At 69.0% G+C, this 16,045-nt stretch carries 16 protein-coding genes; 5 read left to right on the forward strand and 11 right to left on the reverse strand.

Annotation, left to right across the window (positions count from 1 at the left end):
• Positions 1-54: 54 nt before the first annotated feature.
• Together rsmG and mnmG are read right to left on the reverse strand one after the other, a co-directional pair.
• The gene (gene rsmG, locus PFX98_RS07335; RefSeq protein WP_285234529.1) at positions 55-708 is read right to left on the reverse strand and encodes a 16S rRNA (guanine(527)-N(7))-methyltransferase RsmG; all 654 of its coding nucleotides are present in this window, start codon (positions 706-708) and stop codon (positions 55-57) included.
• Positions 705-2,684, reverse strand: coding sequence for a tRNA uridine-5-carboxymethylaminomethyl(34) synthesis enzyme MnmG (gene mnmG, locus PFX98_RS07340; protein ID WP_285234530.1), 1,980 nt, complete (start codon positions 2,682-2,684; stop codon positions 705-707). Before mnmG ends, rsmG begins: the two co-directional genes overlap by 4 nt.
• Before the next feature lie 127 nt (positions 2,685-2,811).
• Between mnmG and PFX98_RS07345 the strand changes: the two genes are divergently transcribed.
• Both PFX98_RS07345 and PFX98_RS07350 read left to right on the forward strand, forming a co-directional pair.
• Entirely contained in the window at positions 2,812-3,078 is a 267-nt protein-coding gene (locus PFX98_RS07345) for a YkgJ family cysteine cluster protein (RefSeq protein ID WP_285234531.1), read from the forward strand.
• A 50-nt stretch (positions 3,079-3,128) separates the two neighbouring features.
• Positions 3,129-4,109, forward strand: a complete 981-nt coding sequence (locus PFX98_RS07350) for a Bug family tripartite tricarboxylate transporter substrate binding protein (protein ID WP_285234532.1) — start codon at positions 3,129-3,131, stop codon at positions 4,107-4,109.
• Between the two features lie 18 nt (positions 4,110-4,127).
• Here PFX98_RS07350 and PFX98_RS07355 read toward each other — a convergent pair whose 3' ends face one another.
• The 4 genes from PFX98_RS07355 to PFX98_RS07370 all read right to left on the reverse strand — a co-directional run bounded on the left by PFX98_RS07355 (position 4,128) and on the right by PFX98_RS07370 (position 8,590).
• Entirely contained in the window at positions 4,128-6,272 is a 2,145-nt protein-coding gene (locus PFX98_RS07355; protein ID WP_285234533.1) for a peptidase domain-containing ABC transporter, read from the reverse strand.
• A gap of 4 nt (positions 6,273-6,276) precedes the next feature.
• Positions 6,277-7,533, reverse strand: a complete 1,257-nt coding sequence (locus tag PFX98_RS07360; protein ID WP_285234534.1) for an HlyD family secretion protein — start codon at positions 7,531-7,533, stop codon at positions 6,277-6,279.
• 38 nt (positions 7,534-7,571) lie between these two features.
• Positions 7,572-7,727: a hypothetical protein gene (locus tag PFX98_RS07365; RefSeq protein WP_285234535.1), complete on the reverse strand. Its 156-nt coding sequence runs from the start codon at positions 7,725-7,727 to the stop codon at positions 7,572-7,574.
• A 116-nt stretch (positions 7,728-7,843) separates the two neighbouring features.
• Complete coding sequence (locus PFX98_RS07370; protein ID WP_285234536.1) at positions 7,844-8,590, reverse strand: helix-turn-helix transcriptional regulator; 747 nt, start codon at positions 8,588-8,590, stop codon at positions 7,844-7,846.
• A 221-nt stretch (positions 8,591-8,811) separates the two neighbouring features.
• Here PFX98_RS07370 and PFX98_RS07375 point away from each other — a divergent pair, with 221 nt between their 5' ends.
• On the forward strand, positions 8,812-9,087 hold the full coding sequence (locus PFX98_RS07375; RefSeq protein ID WP_285234537.1) for a hypothetical protein: 276 nt from the start codon (positions 8,812-8,814) through the stop codon (positions 9,085-9,087).
• 20 nt (positions 9,088-9,107) lie between these two features.
• Here the strand turns inward: PFX98_RS07375 and PFX98_RS07380 are convergent, their stop codons facing one another.
• The 4 genes from PFX98_RS07380 to PFX98_RS07395 form a co-directional block, all read right to left on the reverse strand.
• Positions 9,108-10,298 (reverse strand): ABC transporter permease, encoded by a 1,191-nt coding sequence (locus PFX98_RS07380; RefSeq protein ID WP_285234538.1) that lies wholly within the window; start codon positions 10,296-10,298, stop codon positions 9,108-9,110.
• The gene (locus PFX98_RS07385; RefSeq protein ID WP_285234539.1) at positions 10,295-11,089 is read right to left on the reverse strand and encodes an ABC transporter ATP-binding protein; all 795 of its coding nucleotides are present in this window, start codon (positions 11,087-11,089) and stop codon (positions 10,295-10,297) included. The genes PFX98_RS07380 and PFX98_RS07385 overlap by 4 nt, the downstream gene beginning before the upstream one ends.
• Positions 11,086-12,561, reverse strand: a complete 1,476-nt coding sequence (locus PFX98_RS07390) for an alpha/beta fold hydrolase (protein WP_285234540.1) — start codon at positions 12,559-12,561, stop codon at positions 11,086-11,088. Before PFX98_RS07390 ends, PFX98_RS07385 begins: the two co-directional genes overlap by 4 nt.
• Before the next feature lie 96 nt (positions 12,562-12,657).
• Positions 12,658-13,128, reverse strand: coding sequence for a MaoC family dehydratase (locus PFX98_RS07395; RefSeq protein WP_285234541.1), 471 nt, complete (start codon positions 13,126-13,128; stop codon positions 12,658-12,660).
• Positions 13,129-13,229: 101 nt separating this feature from the next.
• Between PFX98_RS07395 and gstA the strand changes: the two genes are divergently transcribed.
• Both gstA and PFX98_RS07405 read left to right on the forward strand, forming a co-directional pair.
• On the forward strand, positions 13,230-13,838 hold the full coding sequence (gene gstA / locus PFX98_RS07400) for a glutathione transferase GstA (RefSeq protein ID WP_285234542.1): 609 nt from the start codon (positions 13,230-13,232) through the stop codon (positions 13,836-13,838).
• Positions 13,835-14,416, forward strand: a complete 582-nt coding sequence (locus PFX98_RS07405; protein WP_285234543.1) for an NUDIX hydrolase — start codon at positions 13,835-13,837, stop codon at positions 14,414-14,416. Before gstA ends, PFX98_RS07405 begins: the two co-directional genes overlap by 4 nt.
• Here the strand turns inward: PFX98_RS07405 and PFX98_RS07410 are convergent.
• Positions 14,413-15,969, reverse strand: a complete 1,557-nt coding sequence (locus tag PFX98_RS07410; protein WP_285234544.1) for a thioredoxin family protein — start codon at positions 15,967-15,969, stop codon at positions 14,413-14,415. The genes PFX98_RS07405 and PFX98_RS07410 overlap by 4 nt on opposite strands.
• Positions 15,970-16,045 lie beyond the last annotated feature (76 nt).

Consider the following 16,045-nt stretch of genomic DNA (forward strand, 5'->3'; position numbering starts at 1 on the left):
TTTTATTTTGTGCAGGCAGGATGGTAGCCGCGATGCGTAGCGGCCATGGTGAGATCAGCCCTTGGGTTTGATCCAGATGAGACAGCGCTGCGCATCCAGGCCTGGCACCTGCAGTTGTTCCACGTGAAACACATCCAGGTCGGCCGGCAGGGCGGCCAGTTCCTCCGTGGGGTGTTGGCCCTTCATGGCCAGCCAGATGGCGCCGGGTTTCAGGTGTGCCCGGGTGAGGGTGGTGAAGTCCAGCAGCGAGGCAAAGGCGCGCGAGGTGATCAGGTCGAAGGCCGGCACCTTGAGCGCCTCGACCCGCGAATGCTCGCCATGCAGATTGCCGAGGCCCAGTTCCGCCGCCACCTGCTTGATAAAAGTGGCCTTCTTGGCCACGGCATCCACGCAGGTCACATCGATGCCCGGCTCGCAGATGGCCACGACCACGCCCGGCAAGCCACCGCCGCTGCCCACGTCCATCATGCGCAGCGGCTGGCCTTGGGCATGGCGGCGCAGCGCCGGTAGCAGGCTCAGGCTGTCGACCAGATGCTGGGTCAGCATGGCCTGGGGGTCGCGCACGGCGGTGAGGTTGTAGACCTTGTTCCATTTCTGGATCAGGTCCAGATAGGCGAGCAGTTGGTCCAGTTGCTTGTCGCTGAGCGTCAGGCCCAGGGTCTGCGCGGCCGCTTGCAGGGGGGCGCGCAGGGATGCGATGTCGGTCATGCGGCGGCGTTGCTGTCGTCGTTGGAGGCAGGGGTGGGAGAGCCGTCGAAGCCCTTGAAGCGGCCCTTCTTGAGGTGTACCAGCAGCAGGGAGATGGCGGCCGGGGTCACGCCCGAGATGCGTGAGGCCTGGCCCAGGGTCTCGGGCAGGTGCTTGCTGAGCTTCTGCCGCACCTCGAAGGAGAGGGCGCTGACCTGGCTGTAGTCCAGCTCGGCGGGCAGGCGCAGGTTCTCGAAATGCGCGGCGCGGGCCACATCCTCGACCTGCTTGTTGATGTAGCCGGCGTACTTGACGCTGGTCTCCACCTGCTCGATCACGGCCGCGGCCAGGGTCTCGCCCAGCTCGGCGTTCAAGGAAGCGCGCGAAACATCGGCCTCGGGGCGGGCAATACGGCTCACCTCGGTCAGGGTGTCGAACACCACGCCGGGACGGCGCAGCAGGTCGATCAAGGTGTACTCGCGCTCCAGGGCCTTGCCGACCAGACGCTCGGCGTCGCCGGCTGGCAGGATGCCGGGATGCACCCAGGTGGACTTGAGCTTCTCTGTTTCACGTGAAACAGCATCGCGCTTGCGGTTGAAGGCATCCCAGCGTTGATCGTCCACCAGGCCCAGTTCGCGGCCGACCTCGGTCAGGCGCAGGTCGGCGTTGTCCTCGCGCAGCTGCAGGCGGAATTCGGCGCGGCTGGTGAACATGCGGTAGGGCTCGGTCACGCCCTTGGTGATGAGATCGTCCACCAGCACGCCCAGGTAGGCCTGGTCGCGTGCCGGCAGCCAGGGGCCGCGGCCTTGCACCTGCAGGGCGGCGTTCAGCCCGGCGAACAGGCCCTGGGCGGCGGCTTCCTCATAGCCCGTCGTGCCATTGATCTGCCCGGCGAAGTAGAGGCCGTGGATGGCACGGGTTTCGAAGCTGCTCTTCAACTCGCGCGGGTCGAAGTAGTCGTACTCGATGGCGTAGCCGGGGCGCAGGATATGCGCCTCTTCCAGGCCGGGAATCGAGCGCACGGCGGCCAGCTGGATATCGAAGGGCAGGGAGGTGGAGATGCCGTTGGGGTAGAACTCGTGCGTCGTCAGGCCCTCGGGCTCCAGGAAGATCTGGTGGCTGTCCTTGTCGGCAAAGCGGTTCACCTTGTCTTCGATGCTGGGGCAGTAGCGCGGCCCGACGCCCTCGATCACGCCGGTGAACATGGGGCTGCGGTCGAAGCCCGAGCGGATGATCTCGTGCGTGCGTGCCGAGGTGTGCGTGATCCAGCAGGGCAGCTGGCGCGGGTGCTGGGCGGCGTTGCCCAGGAAGCTGAACACCGGCACCGGGTCCAGGTCACCGGGCTGCTCCTGGCACTTTGAAAAATCGATGCTGCGGCCGTCGATGCGCGGCGGCGTGCCGGTCTTGAGCCGGCCCTGCGGCAGCTTCAGCTCCTTCAAGCGCGCCGAGAGCGAGACGGCCGGCGGATCGCCGGCGCGGCCGGCGCTGTAGTTCTGCAGGCCGATATGGATGCGGCCATCGAGGAAGGTGCCGGCCGTCAGCACCACCGCGCGGGCGCGGAACTGCAGGCCCGACTGGGTGACGGCGCCGACCACGCGATCGCCCTCCACCATCAGATCGTCCACCGCCTGCTGGAACAGCCACAGGTTCGGCTGGTTCTCCAGGCGCTGGCGGATGGCGGCCTTGTAGAGCACGCGGTCGGCCTGGGCGCGGGTGGCACGCACGGCCGGGCCCTTGGAGCCATTGAGGATGCGGAACTGGATGCCGGACTCGTCGGTGGCCGCGGCCATCGCGCCCCCCAGGGCGTCGACTTCCTTGACCAGATGGCCCTTGCCGATGCCGCCGATCGAGGGGTTGCAGCTCATCTGGCCCAGGGTCTCGATATTGTGGGTCAGCAGCAAGGTGCTGACGCCCATGCGCGCGGCGGTCAGCGCGGCCTCGGTGCCGGCATGACCGCCACCGACCACGATGACGTCGAATTCCTTGGGATAGAGCATGGGGAGTGAGCCTCGATTCGGCGCCGTCGCAGGGATGTGCAAAGTGGCGCGGGCAAACCCTGGATTTTACGCAAGGGGCTGTGGATAAGTCACGGTCGCCAAGCTTGTCCGCATCGACAATATCGCGATGAATTGCCGTGACCATTGCGCCGCCTGCTGCATCGCGCCCTCCATCAGCTCGCCCATCCCCGGCATGCCCCTGGTCAATGGCATCAGCAAGCCGGCCGGCGTGCGCTGCATCCAGCTCGACGAGCAGGACCGCTGCAAGATCTTTGGCCGCCCCGAGCGCCCCGCCGTGTGCGGCTCGCTGCAGCCCAGCGAGCTGATGTGTGGTGAATCGCGCGAACAGGCGATGCGCTGGCTGGGCTGGATGGAGCGCGAGACAGCACCTTGACAGCGGGGCTGTATAGACTGGGCCGACAAGCCCATACGGAGACCAGCCCCATGACCCTCGATCGCCGCCTCTTGCTTCAATCCGGCCTGGCCGGTGGTGCCGCCCTGCTGGGCCTGCCCGCGGTGGCCCAGGCCGGCTGGCCCAGCCGCTCCATCCGCCTGGTCGTGCCCTTCGCGCCCGGTGGCAGTTCGGAGATCGTGGCGCGCGCCACCGCGGCCGAGCTCACCAAGACCCTGGGCCAGACCGTCTATGTGGAAAACAAGCCCGGCGGCGGCGGCAATATCGCGATGGGCGAGGTGGCGCGTTCCGACGACCAGCACACCCTGATCCTTGGCCATGTCGGCACCCTGGCGGTGAACCCCTACATCTACGACAAGCTGCCGTACGACCCCAACAAGGACTTCAAGCCCGTCACTCTGCTGGCCAAGGTACCCAGCCTTTACGTGGTGCATCCCGATGTGCCGGCCAAGGACCTGAAGGAGTTCGTCGCCCTGGTGCGCAAGAACCCCGGCCGCTACAACTACGGTTCGGCCGGCAATGGCAGCGCCGGCCATCTGGCGATGGAATACCTGAAGATGGCCGGCAACCTCTTCATCCTGCATGTGCCCTATCGCGGCACCGGCCCGCAGCTGACCGATCTGCTCGCCGGCCGCCTGGAAGCCGCTTCGGTGGGCGCGCCGGCCATCATGCAGTTCATCAAGGCCGGCAAGCTGCGCTGCATCGCCACCGGCTCCAAGGAGCGCCTGGCTCAGCTGCCCGATGTGCCCACCGTGGCCGAGCAGGGCTTCCCCGGCTTCGAGATGACGCAGTGGTATGGCCTGATGGCGCCGGCCAGCATGGCCAACGCCAACCTCGACAAGCTCGCCAGCGAGGCCGCCAAGGCGATACGCGCCAGCGGCTCGCGCGAGCGCCTCAGCAACGACGCCGCCGAGGCGGTGGGCAATACGCCGGCGCAATTCGCCGCCTTCATCGCCCAGGAGCAGCAGCGCTGGAAGGCGGTGGTGGCGCGCGCCAAGATCAAGCCCGATTGAATGCACTAGGGCTTGGCATCAGGCCTGCGCCCCCGGGCTGGCTACCGTGCGCAGGTCTTGCATGACGCGCCCGCCCTGCAGGTTGATGACGCGCTGCGCCGCCGCGATAGTCTCTTGCCTGTGAGCAATCACTATCTTCGTAAGCGAGAGCTGGCGTAGGCTGGCGTTGACCTGGCGCTCGCGCTCCGGGTCCAGCGCGCTGGTCGCTTCGTCCAGGAACAGGAACTTCGGGCGCTTGTAGAGCGCGCGCGCCAGCAGCACGCGCTGGCGCTGGCCGCCCGAGAGGCTGGAGCCCATGTCGCCGATCAGGGTCTGGTAGCCCATCGGCATGGCGGCGATGTCCTCGTGCACGCAGGCCAGGGTGGCGCATTCGGCCACCCAGCCGGGGTCGGCCTCGGGGTCGAAGAAGGAGATGTTGTCGGCCAGGCTGCCGGCGAAGAGCTGGTCGTCCTGCATCACCGTGCCGATCTGCTCGCGCCAATGCTGCAGGCCCAGCTGCGCCAGCGGCACGCCGCCCACCAGGACCTCGCCCTGCTGAGGCGTGTGGATGCCCAGCATCAGCTTCAGCAAGCTGGTCTTGCCGCAGCCCGAGGGGCCGACGATGGCCACCGATTCGCCGGCGGCGATCTGCAGATCGCAGCCGCTGATGACCTCGGCCTCGCCCTCGGCATAGCGGAAATGCACCCGCGTCAGCGTCAGGCCGGCGTCCGCGGGCAGGGGGCGCGGCGCGGCGCTGGCCGCCGCCTCGGCCGGGCTCAGCACGATGTCCGCCAGGCGTTCGCCCTGCAGGCGCAGCATCTTCAGCTGCACTGCCTTGTCGATCAGCGCGCTGACGCGCAGGCTGAACTGCTCCTTGTAGGCCAGGAAGGCGAACAACATGCCCACCGAGAGTTCGCGGTCCAGCACCAGCAGGGCGCCCAGCCAGACGATGGCCACGCGCTCCAGGCCGAACAGCAGCTTGTTGCCCAGGCCCATCCAGAGGTCCAGCTTGCGCCCCACCAGGCTGGCATTCATCTGCTCCACCACCAGGTTCGCAAAGCGCGAGCCGCGGTCGGCCTGGGCGTTGAAGAGCTTGATGGCCTGGGCGCCGCGCAGGCTCTCCAGGAAATGGCTGTTCTGGCGCGCCTCGTGCACCAGGGTTTCCTGCGCCGCCTCGCGCAGCGGCCGGAAGAAGGCCCAGCGCAGCAGCGCATAACCGGCCACGGCGCCAAGCGCCAGCGCGCTCAGGCGCGCGCTGTAGACGGCCATCATCGCGAGCGTGATCAGCACCATGGTGCCATCCAGCAGCGCCTCGATGAAGCTGCCTGTGAGGGTCTTCTGGATCTCCTGCACGCTCGCGAAGCGCGACCAGATATCGCCCATATGGCGCTTCTCGAACCAGGCCAGCGGCAGGCGCAGCAGGTGGGCGAACACATTCGTCAGCCACTGCAGATTCAGCGAGGCCGAGAGGTAGAGCACCGCCCAGGAACGCAGCGCGCCGATGGCGCCGGAGAGCAGCACCAGCAGGCCGAAGCCCAGGCCCAGGGTGACGAGCAGATCGCGGTCGGCACTGACGATCACCCCGTCCACCACCCATTGCAGCAGGAAGGGCGAGAGCAGGGCCAGCAGCTCCAGCGCCAGCGCCAGCGCCAGGATCTGCGCCAGCGAGCGCCTCAGCCCGCTGATGCGGCCCAGCAGTTCGCGCCAGCGCGGCGCCGGCGCGGCGGCCTTGGGGGCGAAGGCCTGGCCGGGGCGCAGCTCCAGCGCTACGCCGGTGAAATGCTTGCCCAGCTCGGCCAGGCTCAGGCGGCGTTCGCCGCGCGCCGGATCGAGGATCAGCGCGCCGCCGGCGCCGACTTCGCTGAGTACCACGAAGTGATTGAAGTCCCAGTGCAGCACGCAGGGCAAATGCAGCTGCGCGAGCTGCTCCGGCTCGGCGCGCAGCGCGCGGCCGGCGAGGCCCAGCTGGCCGGCCATGCGCACCAGCCCGGCCATGGTCACGCCCTTCAGCGAGACCGCGAAGCGGCCGCGCAACTCGGCCAGGCTCCAGCGCTGGCCATGCGCGCCGGCCACCATGGCCAGGCAGGCCAGGCCGCACTCGGTGGCCTCGCCCTGCAACACCACGGCCATGCGCGGGCCGCGGCCCGGGCCCAGATTCAGTCGATGAAGAAGATGCGCAGGCATGTGCTCAGACACGGCGTGCCAGGCTCAGGAGGGGCTCGAAAATCCATTCGATCAGGCGGCGGCGCTCCAGCAGCACATCGGCATCGAGCTGCATGCCCACCGCCAGCGCCTGTTCCTGCCCGTAGGCCTCGACGGTCTGCCGTTCCAGCTGCACGGTGATGCGGTAGAGCGGCTCGCTCGCCGGCCCCTGGCTGAGCGTGGCGGGCAGGGCCAGCTTGGCCAGCTCGCTGGCGCCCAGCGGCGTGCGCGAGACCTGCAAGACCTGACCCTTCTGCTGGCCGAAGCGCTGGTACGGAAAGGCCTGGTAGCGCAGCTGCACCGCCTGGCCCGGCCGCACAAAGCCCACCGCGCTGCTGGGCGCGTAGAGCTGCGCCAGCATGCGGGTCTGCGCCGGCAGCAGGCTGGCCAGCGCCGCACCCGCCGCCACCGGCTCGCCGGGCTCGGCCTGCAGCGTGCTGACGATGCCATCGCTGGGCGCGCGCAGCACCAGCCGGCGCTTCGCCTCAGTCTCCAGGCCCAGGGCCTTGAGGCTGGCGAGGTCGCGGCTGATCTCGCCCTGCTGCACCTGCTGGCGCAGCGGCAGCTCGCGCTGCTGGGCTTGCAAGCTCAGCAACTCCCTGTGCAGGCCTTCGCGCTGTCGCGCCAGGGCCTGCTGCTGAGCTTGCAAACCCAGCAACTCCTCGCGTTTGGCCTGCACCTGGGCGCTGGATGCGAACTGGTCGCGGCCCAGCGCCTCCAGGCGGGCCTGCGCCTGTTCGGCCAGGGCCAGCCGCTCCTGCTGCAGCTTCGCCTCGGTGCTGATCTGCGCCAGCTCGCGCTGCAGGCCGGCGACGCGCAGCTCCAGCGCCTGCGCCTGCGCACGCGCGAGCTGCTGCTGCTGGCCCGCGGCCTGACCCAGCGACTGCTCGCGCTCCGCCAGGCTTTGCGCGATGCCCTCGCCGGTCTGGCTGGCACTGTCCAGCGCGAGCACGAACAGCACCTCGCCGGCCTTGACGCTCTGGCCCTCGCCAACCGGCCTGGCCAGCACCGTGGCACCCTGCGGCGGCGCGATGCGCAGCACCCCGCGGTCGGGCACCAGATAGCCGCTCACGCGGGCCTTGCGGGTGTATTCGGCGGTGCAGAGAAACATGCCCACCAGCACCAAGCTGCCCAGGGCCGCGGCCGTGAGCAGATGGAGGGGCAGGGGGCGATGCAGGCTGATGCTGCCCAGCCCGGTCTGTTGTGCGACTGCGAGCGCCTGTGCTCTGAACAGCTTGGCCATCGAGAATTTGCGGGCGCGAAACGGCGCCTGCGAGGGCCTTACCAGCCTTGGCGCGGCGTTTCGATCGGGCCCGAACCACCGCCCACCTGCTCCAGCAGCTCCAACGGCAATTCCTGCAGCAACTCGCGCGTGACGCGGTCTTGCTCGGTGGCTTCAGGGCGGGGTGAAGGCAGATGTTGTGCGAGCTGTTCCATGCGGGACTCCTGTTTGGTGCAACGCGAGAGGGGCGTTGATCAAATTGGAGCAGTGCGTCTGGAGGCTCGTAACTGTCAACTCTTACAGGGACAGCGCCGCTGGCGCAAGGGAGAAATCAACGGATCAGGCCAAGGCGCAGGGCCTTCAGCACGGCCAGATGCTTGTTGCTGCAATCCAGCTTGTGCATGGCATTGTTGATGTGCAGCACGGCGGTGCGTTCGCTGATGCTGAGGATGGCGCCGACCTCCCAGGCCGTCTTGCCCTCCATGGTCCAGCGCAGGGCTTCGAGCTCGCGCGGCGTCAGCCGCGCGCCACTGTTGGCCGATTCGCTGATCGCGGGCATCAGCACGCGCCATGCCGCCTCCTGCGCATGCACGGCGAACAATTGCAGGTCGGCCACCATGCGCGTGAGTTCGCCGCTGTTGCGCGGCAGGGCCTGGTCGCGCTCCACGCCCAGAATGAAGTGGCGCCCCTCCGGCAAATGCAGCGCCATGGCGATGCCGGTGCGGAAACCGAAGGGTGCCTGTTCTTCCCAGAGATCGCCCAGCCCGTTGCCGACATAGGTGCCCTGATCCCAGACGATGGGCACGCTTTGACGCTTGCAATGCTGCATCACCGGGTCGACGTGCCAGCTTTCCTGGTCCACGAAGGCGTCGGAGAAGGTGCTCGGAATGTTGTCGACGGTGACGAACTGGGTTTCGCTGACGGCGTGGTCGATCACCGCGGTTGCCGCGACGGTCTCGAAGCCCAGGCCGCCGGCGAAGCGCACGACCTCCCCGCGGAACTCATCCCGGGTTCGCGCCTCCAGCACCGACTGGTACACACCCTGCAGCATCGCACCTTCCACGTTCGCAAAGCCCATTGACGGGCACAACTGCAGCCCTCGCGTGCATCTCCCTGACAAGGTTTACAGCTATCGGCGAAGTGAGCAAGTTCCGAAACTGCCCGGACGGGTCGCTCAGACCTAACCTCTCAACTTCAACGAAGCAGATGACGCCAGCTTGGATTGTGTACGCATGGCCGCGGATATTGTGCGAAGCAGAGCGAGCACCTTGCCTGCAGTTCGCTCATTTAAGTACCCGGGTGTTGGTCGCGGGCGACGCGGCGCGGCCTTCCACCGGGCAAACCCTGTGGTTTGGCGAGTCGGGCCATGGGGCCGCCGGGGTGGCCTGGGATTGGGTGCGCCTGCCCTATGGCGTGGTGGCGATGGCCGATCCGATGGCGCTGATCACCAATCTGCAGCTGATCAACACCGCCGGCGAGGTGCTGGCGCCGATGGAATCGGTGCGCCAGCTCAACGAGATCGTGCACGCGCTGCCCTGGCAGAGCGAGGTGCAGCGCGCGCTGGGGGTGCATTGACGCTGGGGGTGCATTGACGTTTAGCGCGACACCGCGTTGCGCATGGAGTGCGCAACGTAGCTGAGGCAGGCCACCGTCAGCGCCACGCCCACCAGCATCGGTGGCAGCAGCTTGGCCAGGTCCAGGGTCTCGCCCTTCAGCACCAGCATCATCTGGGTGTTCTGGGCCAGGCCCGGCACCCAGTAGTACCAGGCCGCCTCGCCGCCCGGGTTGAGCAGGCTCACCATCGGCGCCAGGCCCACCAGGGTGATGATGATGGTGCTGCTGGCCTGCGCCTCCTTGAAGGTCTTGGAGCGGATCGCGATCGCCATCAGCGCGGCGCCCAGGCCGGCGGCCAGCGGCAGCTGCAGCAGCAGGAAGCTCGTCACTTCGTGCCAGCCGAACTGGAACATCGCCTGCAGGCTGTCGCTCTTGATGAGCTGCTGCGCCGGGATGAAGCTCAGGTTGGCGAGCAGCGCCACGGCCATGCCCAGGAGCGCCACCGCGCCCCATTTGCCCAGCACCAGCGCCATATGCGGCGCGGGGTTCATCAGCAGCGGCTCGAGCGAGCCGCGCTCGCGCTCGCCGGCGGTGCTGTCCAGCGCTGCGGTGAGCGCGCCATAGAGCACCGCCATGATGATGAACATCGGGATGATGCCGGTCAGGCGTGCCGCGCGGGCCTGGGTGCTGGCGAGGTCGCGCTCCTCCACCGTCACCGGCTGCAGCAGCTCGGCCGGGACGCCGCGCAGCGCCAGCTGGGTGCGCGCGCGTTCGCGGCCGAAGCCCTGCAGCAGGCGGCTGAGCGTGCCCACCCCGGCGCTGGCGCGCTGGTTGGCGCTGTCGGTCACCAGGGTCAGCGTGGGTTGGTCGCCGGCGGCAAGCTCCTGCTCGAAGTCCTTGCCCACCACCAGCACCGGGTCCAGCAGGGTGGTGGCGCGCAGCTGGGCCTCGTAGTCGGCGGGGGCCGGCTTGATGGTGTAGGTCTGGCGCTCGAGGAAGTTGCGCAGCGTGGGCGCATGCTCGATGCCCACCACCTGGATCTGGCGCAGCTCGGCGCGCTCCTCCAGCGAGGCGATCAGGCCCGAGAGCGCCAGCAGCAGCAGCGGCCCCATCAGCACCGAGGGGATCAGCAGGCGCAAGAGGGTGCGGCGGTCGCGCAGCGCGTCCACCACTTCCTTGAGGAACACCACCTTGAAGGGGCGCATGAATGCGTGGAGCTTGGTGCTGCTCATGCCTGAGCCTCCTGGCTGTGATCGGGGTGGAAGGCAAGCCTGACGAAGGCGTCCTCGAAGCGGCTCTCGCCGGCCTGGGCCAGCAGTTCGGGCACCGTGCCCTGGGCCACCGAGCGGCCGTGCGCCACCACCACCACGTGGTCGCAGAGCTGTTCCACCTCCTGCATGATGTGGCTGGAGAAGACGATGCACTTGCTGCCGCCGGCGGGCGAGCGCAGATGGCGCAGCGCCTCGCGCAGGGCGCGCGTGGCGAGCACGTCGAGGCCGTTGGTGGGCTCGTCCAGCACGATGTTGGCGGGGTCGTGCACCAGCGCACGCGCCAGCGCGGTCTTCATGCGCTCGCCCTGGCTGTAGCCCTCGCTGCGGCGGTCCAGGATGTGGCGCATGTCCAGCAGCTCGGCCAGGGCCTCGGCGCGCGCGTTGGCGGCGTCGGCCTCCATGCCCTGCAGCTGGCCGAAGTAGACGATGTTCTCGCGCGCCGAGAGGCGCGGGTAGAGCCCATGCGCATCGCCCAGGATGCCCATGCGGGCCAGTGCCGCGCGCGGCTGGCGCTTCACGTCGATGCCGTCCACGCCGATCTCGCCCTGGTCGGGCGGGAACAGGCCGCCCAGCATGCGCAGGGTGGTGGTCTTGCCGGCGCCGTTCGGGCCCAGCAGGCCGGTGATGCGGCCGTTGGGTGCGTCCAGGTCGACCTGGCGCACCGCGTGCACGATCTGCTTGGGGGCGCGCTTGAACACCGAGCCCCCGGGCCGGGTGACGAATTGCTTGCTGAGTTGGCTGATCTTGATCATGGCTTGCTGGCCTCCGTACCGGTGGCCGACTTGGCTGCCTGCACCGGCAGGAAGGGGGTGGGGCGGGGGATGCGGGTGGCGCAGCCGGCATCGACCTTGAGCGCCTCGGCATCCGCCTTGGCGTCGATGAAGCGGGTCAGCACCTCGCCCATGCAGCCGATGCCCATCACGCCGTGGCCGGCCTCGGGCACCACCACATGCAGGGCCTGCGCGCCCAGCGCCTTGGCCACGCGCTCGCCATGGCGTGGCGGTGTCGCCGGGTCGGCGCCGCCGCTGAGCAGCAGCACCGGGGTCTTGGCCGGCGGCAGGCTGTAGAAGGCCGCGGGCACCTCGCCGCGCGGCCAGTGCTTGCACACCTGGCCGTAGAGCTCGGCATCGCTGCGGCCGAAGTCGCTGCCGGGCTGGTCGCTGCTCTGCGCCAGGCGCGGCATGTCCTCGGCGCAGACCACCGAGAAATGCATGCCCATGGCCAGGCGCGTGCCCTTGCCGGCGATCGCGCCGCCCAGGCCGGCAATGCCCTCGAAGCGGCCCTGGTGCGCCGCATGGATGGCGGCGGGCAGGGCGGCCGCCTGGCTGGGCACGTAGAGCGGCATGCGCACTGCGCGCAGCAGCATCTCGCGCGTCAGCGTCAGGCGCTCGGGTTCGCCGCTGAGCGGGTGCTGCAGGCTGATGCTGCGCGGCAGGCCTTGCAGCAGGCCGGCCCATTCGGCGCGCAGGCCGGGGTAGCGCGCCTGGCAGGCGGCGTCGCCCTCGCAGCTCTTGAACACCGCGTCCAGCGCCGCCTGGCCGTCGGTGGAGAAGCTGGCCGGCAGCACCATGTCGGGCGGGGCCACGCCGTCGATCACGCTGCGTCGCACCTGCTGCGGGAACTGGCGCAGGTATTCAAGCGCGGCGCGCGTGCCGTAGGAGGCGCCCACCAGATTCCATTGCGCGACGCCCAGCGCGGCGCGCACGGCGTCGAAATCCTGCATCGCGATGACGGTGGTGTACTGGCGCAGATCGCCCTGCGGCAGCTTCTGCAGGTCCGCGCGGCATTGCTCCAGGCGCTGCTGCATGGCCTTGCCGTCGAGCGCCTCGGCGGTCGGCAGCTTGCTGTCGTCCGCGCATTGCAGGGGGGCGGAGCGGCCGGTGCCGCGCTGGTCGATGAAGACCAGGTCGCGGCGGTTGTTGAGCCGCGCCAGGCGCGGCAGCACCAGGGGCGCCACCTGGATGGCGCTCTGGCCGGGGCCGCCGGCCAGCAGCAGCACCGGGTCGGGGAGCTTGTTGCGCGCCATCGCCGGCACCACCAGATAGTGGATGGCTATCTGCGTGCCCTGGGGCTTGGCGGGGTCCAGCGGGCGCGCCAGCTGGCCGCATTGCAGCTCGGTGGGCACGCCCTCGATGCGGCAGGGTGCGGTGCCTGCATGGGCCGCCGTGCCCAGCGCCGCGATCAGAAGCGCCAGCGCCTCTTGGGCCTTATTCTTGGGAAACATATCCGTCCTCCTTGGTGGGGCGGATTATGTTCAGCGCGGCCTTGCGCCGCCTCGGTCATGTCCCGAATGGCAAACGGCGCCGACGAGCTGCCGGATTCAGCCGGCGGCTGGCGGCTGGCGCAGGCCGAACATGCCCCAGCCCTCCATCGTCATCACCGGCTCGCCATGCTGGTTGAAGACCTCCCAGCCCGAGCGCACCAGGCCGATCTGGGGTCGGGTCTTGCTCTGGCGCGCCTCCAGCACCGTCATGCGCACCTTGAGGGTGTCGCCCGGCCGCACCGGCTTGAGCCAGCGCAGCGCGTCGATGCCCGGCGAGCCCTGGCTGGTGGAGTCCAGCAGATAGGCGTCGCACATCATGCGCATGGTCATGGCGCAGGTGTGCCAGCCGCTGGCCGAGAGCCCGGCCAGCACCGAGGCCTCGGCGGCGGCCTCGTCCAGATGCAGGGGCTGGGGGTCGTAGGCGGCGGCAAAGCGCAGCAGTTCCTCGCGGTCTACCACGCGCTGGCCGAACTCGAAGCTGCGGCCGGGCTGGAAGTCCTCGAAGGCGTAGGTCGGTGTGTTGCTCATGCCAGCGCTTCTAGCACAGCCCGGCCGCAGCCGCTGTCACCGGGTTATCAACAAGCGCGTATCGTCCGAGCTCCCATCGAATCCAGAGAGGAAATGTCACTATGAAGCTCTATCACAGCCCCGGCGCCTGCTCGCTGTCGCCCCACATCGTGCTGCGCGAAGCCGGTCTGCCCTTCGAGCTGGTGTTGGCCAGCACCAAGACCAAGAAGCTGCAGGACGGCACGGACTTCTACACCATCAATGCCAAGGGCTCGGTGCCCGTGCTGGAGCTGGACAACGGCGAGCGCCTCACCGAAGGCCCGGCCATCGTGCAGTACATCGCCGACCAGGTGCCCGCCAAGAACCTCGTGCCCGCCGCCGGCACCTGGCCGCGCTACCGCCAGCAGGAATGGCTCAACTTCATCACCAGCGAGCTGCACAAGGGCTTCTCGCCGCTCTTCAACCCCGACGTGCCCGAGGCCTCCAAGGCGATCTCGCGCGCCAAGCTGGGCGAGCGCCTGGCCTGGGTCAACGAGCAGCTGGAAGGCAAGCAGTACCTGATGGGCGACACCTTCACCGCCGCCGACGCCTATCTGTTCACCGTCTCCAACTGGGGCCAGTACGTGGGCGTGGATGTGAGCGGCCTGGCGCACCTGGTGGCCTACCGCGCGCGTGTGGCGGCGCGCCCCGCCGTGGTCGAAGCCATGAAGGCCGAGGGTTTGCTGAAGTGACGGGCCAGCGCGCCGAAGCAGCCGGGCAGCTCGCAGGCTATCTGGCGCGCTACCCCGACGAGGCGGCGCGCCTGGCCGCGCTCGCGGCGCAGCTCGCCGAAGACGGCGGCGATGTGTTCGGCCGCGCCAATATGCGCGGCCACATCACCACCAGCGCGATCGTGCTGGACGCCAGCCTGAGCCGGGTGCTGCTGATCCATCACAAGACGCTGGATCGCTGGTTGCAGCCTGGCGGCCATTACGAGGCGCCGGGCTCGCTGTGGGACTCGGCGCTGCGCGAGGTGGCCGAGGAGACCGGCGTGCAGGGCCTGCGCGCCCACCCGGCGCTGCAAGGCCTGCCGCTGGACATCGACAGCCATGCCATTCCCGCCAACCCGCGCAAGCAGGAGGGCGCGCACTGGCACCACGACTACGCCTATCTGGCGCTGGCGAATCAAGACGCTGCCGCGTCGCAGGCACTCAGCGCCCAGCTGGACGAGGTGCATGCGGCCGCCTGGCGGCCGCTGGCGCAACTCGGTAACCTGCCCAGCGACAGGTTGCGCACCGTGCTGCGCAAGCTGGCGTCCCTGCTGGCTTAGCCCTTCTTCGCCGGCGCCTTCACCAGGCTCTCGCAGGTCTCGCGCTGCTTGTCGGCCGCGTCCACCTTGGCGCAGATGCCGTCCAGCTGGCTCTTCAGGCGCGCCAGCACGGCGTCATGCTGGCCGTTCGCGTTCCACTTGGCGAGCGAGCCGCCCACCTTCTGCAGCGAACGCGCGCTGCGCTCGTAGAAGCTGCCCTTGTCCTGCGCGGCCTCGCTGAAGAGCTGGGCGGCGGTCTTCTCGATGCGGGCGGCATCCTGCGGCGCCAGCTCGGTGAGGGCGGCGAAATAGCCCGAGCCCCATTGCAGGCGCGTGGCCGGGCCCTCGCTCTTGTTGAAGGCCTCCTCGTACCACTTCAGCGCCTCGTCCTTGCGGCCCTGCTTCTTGGCATTGCCGCCCAGCGAGCTCATCAGGTAGTAGGGCGAGTGGCTCTTGGTGAGGCTGGCCTTGAGCAGCTCGTCGCTGTCCTTCCAGAGCCCGGCCTGGCCCAGCACATGGGCGGCCGAGGTGATCACGGCCTGGCGCTCGTAGCCGTCGGTGATCTCGCGGTCGGCGCGCGCGGCATGTTGCTTGACCTCGTTCACCAGGCCGGCGCTGAGCTTGGGATGCAGCTCGCTCGGCGCCACCTCCAGGCGCGCCAGGTCCACGCGCGCGATCAGCGCGGTGATGCGGTCGGCGCGCGAGAGCGTGGCATCGGCCTCCAGGCGCTTGAGCGTGGTCTCGAAGGCGGCCACCAGGGCCTTGCGTTCGGCGCCGGCCGCGGGCGTCAGGGTCTTGACGATGTCGGCCGCGCCATTCGTCAGCACATCCATGTGCAGGCGCGACTCGGCCGGGTTGGCCAGCACCGCCCTGACCTTGTCGCCCAAGGCCTTGTCGGGCTTGACGCCCTTGCCATCATCGCTGGCGGCCAGGGTCTTGAGCCACAGGCGCGTGGTGGTCTCGCCGTCCACGCCCTGGCTGGCCGCGGCCAGCTGGGCCAGCAGGCCGGCGCGCTCGGCCACCGGCACCAGCTGCTGCTCGTCGGTCTCCCAGGAGTAGAAGCTCAGCAGCTTCCATTCATTCGCTGATAGCTTCTTGCCGGCCTTGGCATCGGCCAGCACCGCCTTGATGGGGCGGCCGCCGGCCAGGCCCAGCTGCAGCACCTTCAGCACCTGCGGCGCATCCGCCTCGCCGGGCAGGCGCGTGAGCTCCTGGCCGTCGGGGCTGAACAGAATCATGGTCGGGTAGCCGCGCACCTTGAAGCGGGTGCCCAGCTTCTGCGCACCGGGCACGTCGCCGTCGATATGCACCGGCACGATGGCGCGGGTCTGCTCGATGAAGTCCTGGCGGTTGAACAGCGTGGCCTTGAGCTGGTTGCAGGGTGGGCACCACTTGGCGCCCCAGTAAAGCAGCACCGGCTTCTTCTCGCCGCGCGCCTGCGCAAAGGCCTTGTCGACATCGCTGTCGCCGGCGGCCTCCTGCCAGGCGATGCTGGCGCTGGCGGCGGCATGCGCTTGCGGCGCGGCCAGGCTGAGGGTGACCGCGAGGGCGATGGGCGTGAAGAGTTTCATCATGGTGCGTGAGTCCCCGGGGCCGCCCTTGTGAGCCGGCCATGGTTGGCTGGAAAGAGGCTGATTGTCCGCGTTGGCG

Origin of the sequence: Paucibacter sediminis (assembly GCF_030254645.1) — a bacterium.
GTDB classification, from domain to species: domain Bacteria; phylum Pseudomonadota; class Gammaproteobacteria; order Burkholderiales; family Burkholderiaceae_C; genus Paucibacter_B; species Paucibacter_B sediminis.

Excerpts from the sequence above, each read along its gene's own strand:
- PFX98_RS07345 (WP_285234531.1), top strand. The coding sequence starts at position 2,812 with ATGAATTGCCGTGACCATTGCGCCGCCTGCTGCATCGCGCCCTCCATC.
- PFX98_RS07390 (WP_285234540.1), bottom strand. The coding sequence starts at position 12,561 with ATGTTTCCCAAGAATAAGGCCCAAGAGGCGCTGGCGCTTCTGATCGCG.
- rsmG (WP_285234529.1), bottom strand. The coding sequence starts at position 708 with ATGACCGACATCGCATCCCTGCGCGCCCCCCTGCAAGCGGCCGCGCAG.
- PFX98_RS07410 (WP_285234544.1), bottom strand. The coding sequence starts at position 15,969 with ATGATGAAACTCTTCACGCCCATCGCCCTCGCGGTCACCCTCAGCCTG.
- gstA (WP_285234542.1), top strand. The coding sequence starts at position 13,230 with ATGAAGCTCTATCACAGCCCCGGCGCCTGCTCGCTGTCGCCCCACATC.
- PFX98_RS07370 (WP_285234536.1), bottom strand. The coding sequence starts at position 8,590 with ATGGGCTTTGCGAACGTGGAAGGTGCGATGCTGCAGGGTGTGTACCAG.
- PFX98_RS07365 (WP_285234535.1), bottom strand. The coding sequence starts at position 7,727 with ATGGAACAGCTCGCACAACATCTGCCTTCACCCCGCCCTGAAGCCACC.
- PFX98_RS07380 (WP_285234538.1), bottom strand. The coding sequence starts at position 10,298 with ATGAGCAGCACCAAGCTCCACGCATTCATGCGCCCCTTCAAGGTGGTG.
- PFX98_RS07350 (WP_285234532.1), top strand. The coding sequence starts at position 3,129 with ATGACCCTCGATCGCCGCCTCTTGCTTCAATCCGGCCTGGCCGGTGGT.
- PFX98_RS07385 (WP_285234539.1), bottom strand. The coding sequence starts at position 11,089 with ATGATCAAGATCAGCCAACTCAGCAAGCAATTCGTCACCCGGCCCGGG.
- PFX98_RS07355 (WP_285234533.1), bottom strand. The coding sequence starts at position 6,272 with ATGCCTGCGCATCTTCTTCATCGACTGAATCTGGGCCCGGGCCGCGGC.
- mnmG (WP_285234530.1), bottom strand. The coding sequence starts at position 2,684 with ATGCTCTATCCCAAGGAATTCGACGTCATCGTGGTCGGTGGCGGTCAT.
- PFX98_RS07395 (WP_285234541.1), bottom strand. The coding sequence starts at position 13,128 with ATGAGCAACACACCGACCTACGCCTTCGAGGACTTCCAGCCCGGCCGC.
- PFX98_RS07360 (WP_285234534.1), bottom strand. The coding sequence starts at position 7,533 with ATGGCCAAGCTGTTCAGAGCACAGGCGCTCGCAGTCGCACAACAGACC.